Below are 10,985 nucleotides of genomic sequence, written 5' to 3'. Positions count from 1 at the left end.
CTCCTTCAGCTGCGCGAAGTCGTACGCCGCCTTCAGGAAGATCGGCTGCGTCGGCGCGTTCGCGTGGCGGCCGCGCCGGGCGCGGACGAACTCCCGCGCCAGGTAGCGCTGCGCCGCGCCGCGCTGGGCGGGGTCGGTCAGGAGCACCACGGGGGTGCCGTCGTTCTGGAGGTAGAACCCCGCGAAGCCGGGGACCTCCGCCCGCGCCACGCGCGCGAACTCGTCGTCGGGGGTGCGGAACTCCGCCTGCGGGGCGGCCCGGTTCGCCGACGCGCCGCCCGATTCGGGGCTGACCGGCGGGTCGAACGAGTCGCACGCGGCGGTGGCGAGCAGGGCGAGAACCGCGGCCGGGACCGTCTTCGTGTACCTCATGGGGCTCCCTTTGGGTGGGTGGTGGTGGTCGCAGCCGGACCGCCGCGACCGCTAAACAACTGCGGGAAATACGAAGCTAGCAACACGCGTGCGAGGCAATAATCTGACACTTCAGGGATGGTCGCATCGAAACTGATACGCTGGTGTGTGGCACAGGATCCTGGTAAAAACGTCCACGTTGGCAACGATGTTTGGCATTTCATCAAGGTTCAGCGCGTGTGATCGAGGTGTCGGCGAAACATCTGAATCACGGCCTGCGCAACCTGCTCAGATACATATACCTGAGTGTCCTGAAAAGATCTATAGTGATGCGAATTGCACCGCCCCCCGCACCAAAGTAGTGCGGGGGGCGATGGTCCCTGGCCGGCGCGGCTCGGATGGCCTTCCGGTGAGCCGCCCCCCGAAAACCGTAGCCGGCGAGACTCTACGGCGACATTACCGCCGGCACGAGGCCGGCCGGGTCACGCCTGGGCCGGGTACGCGTCGCACCCGTAGCAGCTCGCGGCAATGCAGGTGCTCCCGCAGCTCTCGATCTTGCAGAGCGAGTCGCCGCTCATGCAGGGCGCCGTGCACCCGGTGTCCTCCACCGGCGTGTCGGCGAGGCCGTCGTACGCTGCGCCGCGGACGGTGCCGCGGCGGCCGCCCGCGGGCGTGGTGGCGAACGTCTCCACCGCCAGCGCTTCCAGGTCCAGCTTCAGCTTGGGCATGATGCCTCCCTGTCGTCTGCGGAGGTGGATCAGTCGGTGATCTTCCCCGGCTCCGGAACGGTGGTCTCCGGGTCGCACGAGCTGCCGCAGCTCAGGATGGGACACCACGACTCTTCGCTCAGGCACGGGGCGGTGCACCCCGTGTCGGCGCCGACTCCGGCGAAGGCGCCCTCCTGCGCGCCGTGCACCGTCCCGCGCCCGTCCGCGGCCGGGGCGGTGGGGAACGACTCCACCGCCAGCGCCTCGATCTCCAGCTTCAGCTTGGGCGTCCGCATCCGTCCTCCCGGGTGGAGGTTCGTGAAGAAAATGCCACCCTCCCGCTCCGGCCGGTAAGGAGCGAGCAGGAGAGACGATCGATTCCCACTCCCAGCGCCTGCGATGCCCGCCCCGCGCGGTCCCGCGAGTGCCGCCAGGCGCCCGGACGAAGTTTAGGGAGGTCCGCGGAGAAAGAAAAGGATCGGATTATCCGGCGTGAAAGACGCGAAGGAGTGCACGCGCCGGCGGGACGGCCGCCAGGCTCCGCTCGAGCACGGGTCACGCTCCGCGCGCGGCCGGGGCGCCCGGGGAGCCGACTCGCCCTGCGCGGATCGTTCCGAGGCTTCCACCCGGGGGACGAGGGGCCTATTGTTCACAGCCGCCACGTTCCTCCCACTCCCCTCTCCCGATCCTCCCTTCGCCACCTCCATGCGTATCCCGCACGCGCTCTCCTTCGCACTGACGCTGCTCGCCGCCCGCGCCGGCGCGGCGCAGGCGCGCGGCAGCCCTCCCGAGGCGGAGCGCTGGGTCCGGGAGGCGGAGAAGCTGGAGGACGCGGACCCGGAAGCCGCGCTCCGGCTGGTGCAGCGCGCGCTCCCGCGGCTCGCCTCCCCGGCCGCTGCGCCGCTGCGGATGCGTGCCCACCGGGTGCGCTGCTGGGCGGCCGCGGCGGCGGTGCCGGACTCCGTGCCGGCGTTCGCGGCCGCGGGCGTGGACGACGCGGCCCGGAGTCGGGACCCGCGCGCGCTCGCGGCGCTGCGCGTCTGCCGCGGCTACGGCCACGAGGCGGCCGGACGCACGCGGGAGGCGATCGGCGACTACGAGTTCGGGGTGGCGGAGGGACGCCGGCTCGGCGCGCGGGACCTGCTCGCCGACGCGCTGGTGCTGCGCGGGCAGGTGCGGTACTACCTGGGCGACTTCACCCGCGCGCTGGCCGACCTGGACGAGGGATACCGCCTGTACACGGCGCTCGGCGACGAAGGCCAGCAGCGCTACACGCTCACGGCCATGGCCAACCTGTACGCGGACTCGCACGTCGGGCAGTACGAGCGGGCGCTGGACTACTACCGCCAGGCGCTGGAGTCCAACCGCCGCGCCGGCAACGCGCGCGGGACGGCCACGACCTACTTCAACCTCGGCAGCACGCTCGAGCGGATGGGCCGCCTGGAGGAGGCGCTCGCGTACTACCGCCGCGGGCTGGCCCTCGACCGGCGCCGCGGCGACCGCGACGAGGTGGCGGTGGACCAGCGCGCCGTCGCCGTGGTGCTGTACCGGCTCGGGCGCCCCGCCCAGGCGCTCGCCGCGGTCGACAGCGCGCTCGCCCGCTTCCGCGCCGCCGGAGACGCGGAGATGGTGGCGACGGCGCGGCTCACGCGCGGCGTGGCGCTGCGCATGCTCGGCCGCACGGACGAGGCGCTCGTGGAGCTGGAGGCCGCGCGCGCCCACTTCGCCGCGACCGGCAACCAGCGGTTCCTGGAAAAGGTGCACGAGGAACGGGCGCAGGCCTACGCCGCGGCCGAGCGGTGGCACGAGGCTTTCGTCGCGCGGGGCGACCAGCTCGCGCTCCAGCGCGCCCTCGGAGAGAAGGCGCGCGAGGAGCAGGGCGCCCGGCTGCGCGTGCAGTTCGACGCGGAGAGGAAGGAGGCGGAGAACCGCGCGCTCCTGCGGCAGAGCGCGGCGGCCGCGCGCATCCGGCGGCTCCAGGTGGCGGTGCTGGCGCTCAGCGCGGTGATCATCGCCGCGCTGGTGCTCCTGGCCGTGCGGCAGCTCCGGAACGCGCGGCGGCTGCGCGCCACCGCCCTCACCGACGAGCTGACGGGCCTGCCGAACCGCCGCCACCTCTGGCGGGTGGCCGACGACCAGGCGCGCGTCGCGCGGCGGCAGGGCGCCGGCTTCGCCGTGCTGGCGATGGACATCGACCGTTTCAAGGCCATCAACGACACCCACGGCCACGACGCGGGCGACGTCGTGCTGCGCCGCGTCGCGGAGGGCGTGCGCCGGTCGCTGCGGGAGGTGGACACCGTCGGGCGCGTGGGTGGCGAGGAGTTCGTCGCGGTCCTGCCCGGCGCCGGGACGGCCGCCGCCGCGGAGGTGGCGGAGCGTCTCCGGGCGAGCGTGGAGGCGCTGGATTTTTCGGACCTGCACCCCGCCCTCTCCGTGACCCTCAGCGTGGGGGCCACCGTCTGGCGGGCGGAGGACGCCGGCGTGGCCGCCACCCTCAAGCGCGCGGACGAATCGCTCTACCGGGCCAAGAGCCTGGGCCGCAACCGCGTGGAGATCGCGCCCGCGCAGGTGTGATCACGCCTCTTCCGCCCGGGGATCGGGAGGTTCCGAATCCTCCGGCATCCTCGCTCACACCTCCTTGGCGCTCGTGATCAGCGACTCGATCGACTTCTTGGCGTCGCCGAAGAGCATGGCCGTGCGCGGGTGGTGGAACAGCTCGCTCTCCACCCCCGAGAAGCCTGCCGCCATGCTTGAGCACGATGGATGCTCTGCGCCGCCGTCCATGTTCAGGATCGGCATCCCGTAGATCTGGCTGGACTGGTCGGTGCGCACGGCCGGCTTCCACCACGCCGTTGGCCTCGAGCACCGGCGACGTCCGGCCGACCGAAACGGGTCGTCGATCTCCTCCTCCCGGGTCGAGGCGGCGGGCGCGGGGCTCGCCTCAGCCCCGCCTCCGCCGGATGACGGGGACGAGGCCGGCCACCAGCCCGCCGGTAATGCCTCCGACGACGGCCGGAGCCAGTCCGAGCGCCCGGCCCACCAGCGCGACGACCACACCCGTGACGACCGCGACGACGATCACGATCGGGAGCATGCGCCGGAACTGCGGTTCACCCATGGTCCCTTCCTCCTTTCCGGGGAGGGAAGCCGCGAGCCTGCCTCACACCTCCTTGATGCTCGTGATCAGCGACTCGATCGACTTCTTGGCGTCGCCGAAGAGCATGGCCGTGCGCGGGTGGTAGAACAGCTCGTTCTCCACCCCCGAGAAGCCCGCCGCCATGCTGCGCTTGAGCACGATGATGCTCTGCGCCCGGTCCACGTTCAGGATCGGCATCCCGAAGATCGGGCTGGACTGGTCGGTGCGCGCGGCCGGGTTCACCACGTCGTTGGCCCCGATCACCAGCACCACGTCGGCCTGCTCGAACTTGTCGTTGATCTCCTCCAGGTCGTACAGCCGGTCGTACGGCACGTTCGCCTCGGCCAGCAGCACGTTCATGTGCCCGGGCATCCGCCCCGCCACGGGGTGGATGGCGTACTTCACGTCGCCGCCGCGCTTCTCGATCAGGGAGGCCAGCTCGCGCACCTGGTGCTGGCACTGCGCCACCGCCATCCCGTAGCCGGGGACGACGACGACCTCGCGCGCGAACGCGAGCTGCACCGCCACGTCCTCGGCCGAGATCGAGCGCACCGTGCGGTCGGCGATCTCGGCGGCCGCGGCCCCCGCCGGCGCGCTCCCCACCGCGGCGAAGAGCACGTTGCCGAAGGAGCGGTTCATCGCCTTGCTCATCAGGATCGACAGCAGGAACCCGCTCGCCCCGTCCAGCGCGCCGCAGACGATGAGCACCGTGTTGCCGATGGCGAACCCCGTGGCGCTGGCCGCCAGCCCCGCGTACGAGTTCAGCAGCGACACCACCACCGGCATGTCGGCCCCGCCGATCGGCAGCACCATCAGCACCCCGATGGCCAGCGACAGGCCGATCATCGCGTAGAAGAGCGTGGCGCTGTCGGGGCGGAAGATCAGGTAGACGAAGATCCCGAAGGTGACCGCGAAGAGGGTGATGTTGATCGGGTTCTGCCCGCGCCAGGTGACGGGGGTGCCGGTGATGAACCCCTGCAGCTTGCCGAAGGCCATGAAGCTGCCGGTGATGGTGAGCGCGCCGAAGAGCACCTCGAAGCCGAGCGCCGCCATCACCGGGTGCGAGACCTGGCCGGCGTGGTTGTAGTACTCGGCCACCCCCACCAGCGTGGCCGCCAGCGCGCCGAACATGTGCGAGACGGCGATCCGCTGCGGCATGGCCGTCATGGGGACGAACATCCCCAGCGGGTAGCCGATGGCCGTGCCCAGCAGCAGCCCGCCGATGATCCAGTCGTAGCGGACGATGTCGCGGTGCAGCAGCGTGCCGATGATGGCGAAGAGCATCCCGAGCGCCGCCTGCTGCATCCCGCGCCGCGCGCTGTCGGGGCGCGTGAGCGAGCGCAGGCCCAGGATGAACAGGACGCCGGAGCCCAGGTAGATGAGCTCGATGAAGGTGGTGCGCAGGTCCGTCCCCGGCTGCCGCGAGAGCTCGCCGAGGGTGTCGCGCACCGCGTCGCCCGCGTGCGCCTGCAGGAGGAGGGCGAGCATCTCAGCTCCTCCCCGCCTCGGGCCGCTTGCCGTCGCCCCCCGGGCCCACCGCCTTCGCGTCGGCCGCGGGGCGGCCGCGCCTGAACATCTTCAGCATGCGGTCGGTGATCAGGAAGCCGCCCACCACGTTGATGGTGGCCGCCGTCACCGCGATGAAGCCGAAGAGGGTGCTGAGCGTGCCGTGGTCGGACCCCGCCAGCACCAGCGAGCCCACCAGCGAGATGGCGGAGATGGCGTTGGTGGCCGACATGAGCGGCGTGTGCAGGAGCGGCGGCACGCGGGTGATCACCTCGTACCCGACGAACGCCGCCAGCACGAACACGAACAGGAAGGTGATGGCCATGGGGTGACGTGCCCGTTGAGGGGAGGAACCCGAGCCGATGGCGGCCGGCGGCCGCCTAAGCTACTTCTCGTCGCCGCCGAAGCCGAGGCGGCGCTTCAGCTCGCCCAGGATGAAGCGGTCCTCCAGGATGGAGATCTCGCCGCTCTCGATCTCGCCGCGCCGCTTGCGGATCTCGCCCAGCCAGGGGTCGTCCTCCAGCCGGGGGTCGGGAGGCTCGTGGCCGGGGATCGCCTCCGGCGGCGGCGCGCCGGGGCCCTGCACCTCGGCCAGGTGCGCATCCACCAGCTTCGCCGCCTCGCCGAACCAGGCGGCGGTGTCGGGGTCGCGCGGCGCCAGGCTGGCCAGCAGCGCCCGCGCCAGCCGCGCCCGCGAGCTCTCGGTGAGCGAGAGCGCCGCCCGCTCCAGGATGTTGTAGTCGCTCAAAGCCGATCTCCAGACGCGTCAGGTGCCGGTACGGAGCGATGGCGGCTGGGGCTGCGCGAGTCGGGGGGGGTGTCGAACGATTCGATCTCCAAACTCCCCCTTCGCTGATCGCCCGCGGATGTCCTCCAGCATCGAGTGCAGATCCCCGTCGTATTCAGCCAGGATCTCCTGCCGAATCCGGTGGACCTCCGCCACGATCGGGTCTTCCCACATCAGTCCCTCCCAAGCAGTTCTTCGGGCGTACACATGATCGGGGGCTCGAACCCCGCCTCCCGGCAGAGCGCCTCGATCCGCTTCCGCATCGCCGCGTTCGCGATGTGCTTGCAGTTCCAGGTCAGAAGATAATCCATTCCATTCACGGCCGAGATGGCGATGTGAGTTGCATCCACCTTCGCCTTCGGCGGCAGCGCCCCTCGGTCCAACAATCCGCGGGCGAGCGAGTCCACCGTGACGGGGACTTCCAGGAGCGGAAGCGGCCTGAGCAGCTCAAGACGCTGGGCCACCATCCGCGGATCGCCGCGAGAAGCCTCCGCGATCACGAGCGCCGATGTGTGGAGCCGAAACCCCGACCGGCGCTCCCACCACTCCTTCGTGATCTTCTGGTGCGCGAGGACGACGATGTCCTTGCTGAGATCCGCCGTCAGGTAGCTGATGACGCTCGTCTCGATGTACACCGCGGGACGAGCGTCCTGCGGCTGTACCTCGGCCTCCCCGCTCACGCCGGCACCTTCTCCACCATGCCGCGGACGCGCTCGTTGGTGACCTCGCCGCCGTGGGCCACGCAGGCGCCGCGGAAGATGTCGTCCTCGAAGTCCCGGCGGAACTCGCCGTCCTTGACGAACTCGGTGATCATGGCGGCCACGGTGCGCGCGTACATCTGGCTGGCGTGCACGGGCATCTCGGCGGGGAGGTTGAGCGGACCGAAGATGCGCACGCCGCCCGCCTCCACCACGTCGCCGCGGCGGGTGAGCGCGCAGTTGCCCCCGTTGGGCGCGGCCACGTCCACGATCACCGAGCCCGGCGCCATCGCCCGCACGGCGTCTTCGGAAACCAGGAGCGGCGCGGGGATCCCCGGCACCAGCGCGGTGCTGATCACCACGTCGGAGTCGCCCACGTGCGGCACCAGCAGCTCCACTTGGCGGCGCTGCCGCTCGGCGTCGAGCGCGGCGGCGTACCCCCCGGCGCCCTCCGCGCCCGTGGTGTCCAGCTCCAGCTGCACGAACCTCCCGCCCACCGACTCCACCTGCTCGGCCGCGGCGGCGCGCACGTCGTACGCGCTCACCACCGCCCCCAGCCGCCGCGCGGTGGCGATGGCCTGCAGCCCGGCCACCCCCGCGCCCAGGACGAGCACTTTCGCGGGGCGGATGGTGCCGGCGGCGGTGGTGAGGAGGGGGAAGAACTTCGGCAGCGCCTCGGCCGCGAGCAGCACGGCGCGGTAGCCGGAGATGGTGGCCATGGCGGAGAGTGCGTCCATCTTCTGGGCGCGCGTGGTGCGCGGCACCAGCTCCATCGCCAGCGCGGTGACGCCGGTGGCGGCCAGCCGCGCCATCCCCTGGGGGTCGTCCAGCGGGCGCAGGAAGCCGATCAGGGTGTGCTCGGCGGCCAGCAGGGGGAGGTCTTCGGCCGAGGGCGCCTGCACGCGCGCCACCACGTCGGCCGCGTACGCCTCGGTGCGCCCGGCCACGCGCGCACCGGCCTGTGCGAACGCGTCGTCGGAGAGGAACGCGCCCTCGCCGGCGCCCTGCTCCACCACCACCTCGACGCCCGCCTTGGCCAGCCGGGCGACCACCTCGGGCACCAGCGCCACGCGCCGCTCCAGCGGCGCGGTCTCCTTCGGCACACCTACGCGGACGGGCATGGGCGCACGCTTGCGGGAGAAGATGTTTCGGATGGGCTGCCCGCGTAACTTAGGGGCGGCGCGCGCGAACTGCCAAGAAGGAAATTCTCCCCGCCCCGCCCGCGCGGTCTTGACCGGCGGCGCTCGGGGCCGTCAACTGTCGGCCCGGGCCGCTTCGCAACCCTTCCGTCTCCACGCCGATGAGCCAGTCCCCTTCCGCGCCGATGGACCCGCGGGATTACCTCACCGTCCTGGTGTCGATCATCATCGGGCTGGGCGTGTCGCACCTGCTGGCGGGGGTGGGGCGGATGGTGGTGGCGCGCAGGCTGGTGCGCGTCTACTGGGCGTCGCTGGTGATGACGGCGGTCGTCTTCCTGGCGCACGTGCAGTGGTGGTGGTCCACCATCCGCTCGGTCGAGCACCTGGCGGACAACTTCTTCGGCTTCGTCTTCTTCCTCCTGGTCCCGGTCGCGCTGTACCTCCTGGCCGTGCTGGTGCTCCCCGACTTCGACGACTTGGCGGAGCCGGTCTCGCTGCGCGACCACTACTACGCCAACCACCGCTGGTTCTACGGGATCGGCGCCCTGCTCCCGCTGCTGAACGCCCTCCGGAACGTCTTCGTCGAGGGCGCCCCCTTCTGGAACGAAGACCGCCCCTTCGAGCTCGCAGGCTTCCTGCTGATGCTGGTCGGCGCCGCCGTCCGCAGCCCGAAGTACCACGCCTTCCTGGCGGTGGCGGCGTTCTTCGGCTTCCTGGCGATGATCGTGGCGACGTCGCTCAGGCCGGGGTGAGGGAGTGCGAAGTACGAAGTGCGAGGTGCGAAGTGCGTCCCCAGTCACACTGGGCACTGGGCACTAGGGACTAAGGACTACGGACTAAACGACCAAGGACTGGTTTTCCGATGACCGAATCCGCCCGCATCGCCGACCTGCTCGTCGCGGTCTACAACGGCGACCCGTGGTACGGGCCGACGGCGGTGGACACCCTGCGCGGGATCGAGCCGGGGGACGCGGCGCGGCGGCCGCTGCCGGAGGCGCACACGGTGTGGGAGATCGTGCTGCACATGACGGCCTGGAACCGCGAGGTGCTCAGGCGGCTGCGCACCGGCGCCGCCCGCGACCCCGCCGACGGCGACTGGCCGCCGGTGCCGGAGCCCACGGAGGAGAACTGGCGCTACTCGGTGCGCATGCTGGGGCAGAGCTTCCGCGAGCTGGTGGACGCCGTGCGCGCCTTCCCGCCCGAGCGGCTGCACGAGGCGCTGGGTGACGCGCGCGACCGGGCGCTGGGCAGCGGCGTCAGCTACTACGTGATGCTCCACGGGATCGTGCAGCACAACGTGGCGCACACCGCGCAGATGTCGATGCTGCGCAAGGCCCTTCCGGTCGACTGACGCGGCGGCCCTTGACGGCGCGCGGCGCCCGCTCCGACCTTTGGGGGAGCCCCAGACGCGCCGTCGCGCGGACGCAGGAGCCGCGGGCGCGGATACGGGCGAAGCGAGCCCTCTCGCGCCGGCCAGTTCCCCGCACCCCAGGAGCCCCCATGCCCCGCAACCGCATCTACCGCGACGTCACCGAGACGGTCGGCGACACGCCGCTCGTCCAGCTCAACCGCCTGGCCGCCGGGCTCCCCGGGCGCGTGGTGGTCAAGCACGAGGGCTACAACCCCTTCAACTCGGTGAAGGACCGCATCGGCGCCGCCATGATCGACGACGCCGTCGAGCGCGGCGAGCTGCGCCCCGGGATGGTGATCGTGGAGCCCACCAGCGGCAACACGGGGATCGGGCTGGCGTACGTGGCGGCGGTGCGGGGCTACCGCTGCATCTTCACCATGCCCGAGACCATGACGGTGGAGCGCCGCAACCTGCTGCGCGCGCTCGGCTGCAGGGTGGTGCTCACCGAGGGGCCGAAGGGGATGAAGGGCGCCATCGCCCGCGCCGAGGAGATCCTGGGCAGGCTGGGCGGCCGGGCGTGGATGCCGCGCCAGTTCGACAACCCGGCCAACCCGCGCATCCACTACCGCACCACGGGCCCCGAGATCTGGGCCGACACGGAAGGGAAGGTCGACGTCTTCGTCTCGGGGATCGGCACCGGCGGCACCATCACCGGCGCCGGCCGGTTCCTGCGCGAGCAGAAGCCCTCGATCCGCATCGTGGCCGTGGAGCCGAACGAGAGCCCGGTGCTCTCGGGCGGGGAGCCGTCGCCGCACAAGCAGGCCGGGATCGGCGCGGGGTTCGTCCCCGGCCTCCTCGACACCTCCATCTACGACGAGATCGTGCGGGTGACCAACGAGGACGCCATCGCCACGGCGCGGCGGCTGGCGCGCGAGGAGGCGATCTTCGCGGGGATCTCGTCGGGCTCCATCACCTGGGCGGCGCTCCAGGTGGCGTCGCGGCCGGAGATGGAGGGGAAGCTGATCGTCTCCGTGATCTGCGACTTCGGCGAGCGCTACCTGTCGAACCCCGTCTACACCGAGCTGGAGGACCCCGACTGGTCCGACGTGGAGGAGGCGCTGGCCGCCGAGCCGGTGCCCGCGTAAGGGTTACCACCCGAAATCCCCGATCTGTCATCCTGAGTCTACCACCGCGCTGCGCGCGACCACGGAGGATGAAACGGGTGTGGGAGCATAAATTGGGCGGGTGGCGTCGGCAAAGAGGTCGGTAAGCTCATTGGTGCGAGAGAGCCCGTTCCTGAGTCAGACCCG

14 protein-coding genes are annotated in these 10,985 nt (G+C 71.5%); 4 read left to right on the top strand and 10 right to left on the bottom strand.

All coding sequences use genetic code 11. The features are described from left to right. From VF746_24215 to VF746_24205, 3 genes are all read right to left on the bottom strand, one after another. Positions 1 to 372 (bottom strand): hypothetical protein (locus VF746_24215; GenBank protein HEX8695540.1); only part of this gene is annotated, 372 nt, incomplete at its 3' end. A 461-nt stretch (positions 373 to 833) separates the two neighbouring features. Beyond that, positions 834 to 1,079 carry a hypothetical protein gene (locus VF746_24210; GenBank protein ID HEX8695539.1) on the bottom strand — a complete coding sequence of 82 codons (246 nt, stop codon included), beginning with the start codon at positions 1,077 to 1,079 and terminating at the stop codon, positions 834 to 836. A 29-nt stretch (positions 1,080 to 1,108) separates the two neighbouring features. Further along, positions 1,109 to 1,354 (bottom strand): hypothetical protein, encoded by a 246-nt coding sequence (locus tag VF746_24205; protein HEX8695538.1) that lies wholly within the window; start codon positions 1,352 to 1,354, stop codon positions 1,109 to 1,111. Positions 1,355 to 1,763: 409 nt separating this feature from the next. On the opposite strand from VF746_24205, the gene VF746_24200 reads away from it, so the two are divergent. Beyond that, positions 1,764 to 3,632 carry a GGDEF domain-containing protein gene (locus tag VF746_24200; GenBank protein HEX8695537.1) on the top strand — a complete coding sequence of 623 codons (1,869 nt, stop codon included), beginning with the start codon at positions 1,764 to 1,766 and terminating at the stop codon, positions 3,630 to 3,632. Positions 3,633 to 3,686: 54 nt separating this feature from the next. On the opposite strand, the gene VF746_24195 is transcribed toward VF746_24200, so the two are convergent. The 7 genes from VF746_24195 to VF746_24165 all read right to left on the bottom strand — a co-directional run bounded on the left by VF746_24195 (position 3,687) and on the right by VF746_24165 (position 8,288). Continuing rightward, the gene (locus VF746_24195) at positions 3,687 to 3,890 is read right to left on the bottom strand and encodes an NAD(P)(+) transhydrogenase (Re/Si-specific) subunit beta (GenBank protein HEX8695536.1); all 204 of its coding nucleotides are present in this window, start codon (positions 3,888 to 3,890) and stop codon (positions 3,687 to 3,689) included. Between the two features lie 109 nt (positions 3,891 to 3,999). Then, positions 4,000 to 4,176 carry a hypothetical protein gene (locus tag VF746_24190; GenBank protein HEX8695535.1) on the bottom strand — a complete coding sequence of 59 codons (177 nt, stop codon included), beginning with the start codon at positions 4,174 to 4,176 and terminating at the stop codon, positions 4,000 to 4,002. Positions 4,177 to 4,218: 42 nt separating this feature from the next. Then, entirely contained in the window at positions 4,219 to 5,682 is a 1,464-nt protein-coding gene (locus tag VF746_24185; protein HEX8695534.1) for an NAD(P)(+) transhydrogenase (Re/Si-specific) subunit beta, read from the bottom strand. A gap of 1 nt (position 5,683) precedes the next feature. Then, positions 5,684 to 6,025 (bottom strand): NAD(P) transhydrogenase subunit alpha, encoded by a 342-nt coding sequence (locus VF746_24180; GenBank protein ID HEX8695533.1) that lies wholly within the window; start codon positions 6,023 to 6,025, stop codon positions 5,684 to 5,686. A gap of 60 nt (positions 6,026 to 6,085) precedes the next feature. Then, the gene (locus VF746_24175) at positions 6,086 to 6,448 is read right to left on the bottom strand and encodes a hypothetical protein (GenBank protein HEX8695532.1); all 363 of its coding nucleotides are present in this window, start codon (positions 6,446 to 6,448) and stop codon (positions 6,086 to 6,088) included. A gap of 212 nt (positions 6,449 to 6,660) precedes the next feature. Next, the gene (locus tag VF746_24170) at positions 6,661 to 7,167 is read right to left on the bottom strand and encodes a type II toxin-antitoxin system VapC family toxin (GenBank protein HEX8695531.1); all 507 of its coding nucleotides are present in this window, start codon (positions 7,165 to 7,167) and stop codon (positions 6,661 to 6,663) included. After that, on the bottom strand, positions 7,164 to 8,288 hold the full coding sequence (locus VF746_24165) for a Re/Si-specific NAD(P)(+) transhydrogenase subunit alpha (GenBank protein ID HEX8695530.1): 1,125 nt from the start codon (positions 8,286 to 8,288) through the stop codon (positions 7,164 to 7,166). The genes VF746_24170 and VF746_24165 overlap by 4 nt, the downstream gene beginning before the upstream one ends. Before the next feature lie 197 nt (positions 8,289 to 8,485). On the opposite strand from VF746_24165, the gene VF746_24160 reads away from it, so the two are divergent. From VF746_24160 to cysK, 3 genes are all read left to right on the top strand, one after another. Then, entirely contained in the window at positions 8,486 to 9,076 is a 591-nt protein-coding gene (locus tag VF746_24160; protein HEX8695529.1) for a hypothetical protein, read from the top strand. A 110-nt stretch (positions 9,077 to 9,186) separates the two neighbouring features. Beyond that, positions 9,187 to 9,675: a DinB family protein gene (locus tag VF746_24155; GenBank protein ID HEX8695528.1), complete on the top strand. Its 489-nt coding sequence runs from the start codon at positions 9,187 to 9,189 to the stop codon at positions 9,673 to 9,675. Positions 9,676 to 9,824: 149 nt separating this feature from the next. Further along, positions 9,825 to 10,820 carry a cysteine synthase A gene (gene cysK, locus VF746_24150; protein ID HEX8695527.1) on the top strand — a complete coding sequence of 332 codons (996 nt, stop codon included), beginning with the start codon at positions 9,825 to 9,827 and terminating at the stop codon, positions 10,818 to 10,820. Positions 10,821 to 10,985 lie beyond the last annotated feature (165 nt).

It is taken from the genome of Longimicrobium sp., assembly GCA_036389795.1.
In the GTDB taxonomy this organism is placed as follows: domain Bacteria; phylum Gemmatimonadota; class Gemmatimonadetes; order Longimicrobiales; family Longimicrobiaceae; genus Longimicrobium.
Note: the sequence above shows the minus strand (reverse complement) of the source record. Positions and strands in the feature narration are given on the sequence as shown.

Bases quoted from the DNA above. Each gene is read 5' to 3' on its own strand.
- VF746_24210 (HEX8695539.1), bottom strand. From the start codon at position 1,079: ATGCCCAAGCTGAAGCTGGACCTGGAAGCGCTGGCGGTGGAGACGTTC.
- VF746_24205 (HEX8695538.1), bottom strand. From the start codon at position 1,354: ATGCGGACGCCCAAGCTGAAGCTGGAGATCGAGGCGCTGGCGGTGGAG.
- VF746_24200 (HEX8695537.1), top strand. From the start codon at position 1,764: ATGCGTATCCCGCACGCGCTCTCCTTCGCACTGACGCTGCTCGCCGCC.
- VF746_24190 (HEX8695535.1), bottom strand. From the start codon at position 4,176: ATGGGTGAACCGCAGTTCCGGCGCATGCTCCCGATCGTGATCGTCGTC.
- VF746_24185 (HEX8695534.1), bottom strand. From the start codon at position 5,682: ATGCTCGCCCTCCTCCTGCAGGCGCACGCGGGCGACGCGGTGCGCGAC.
- VF746_24180 (HEX8695533.1), bottom strand. From the start codon at position 6,025: ATGGCCATCACCTTCCTGTTCGTGTTCGTGCTGGCGGCGTTCGTCGGG.
- VF746_24160 (HEX8695529.1), top strand. From the start codon at position 8,486: ATGAGCCAGTCCCCTTCCGCGCCGATGGACCCGCGGGATTACCTCACC.
- VF746_24155 (HEX8695528.1), top strand. From the start codon at position 9,187: ATGACCGAATCCGCCCGCATCGCCGACCTGCTCGTCGCGGTCTACAAC.
- cysK (HEX8695527.1), top strand. From the start codon at position 9,825: ATGCCCCGCAACCGCATCTACCGCGACGTCACCGAGACGGTCGGCGAC.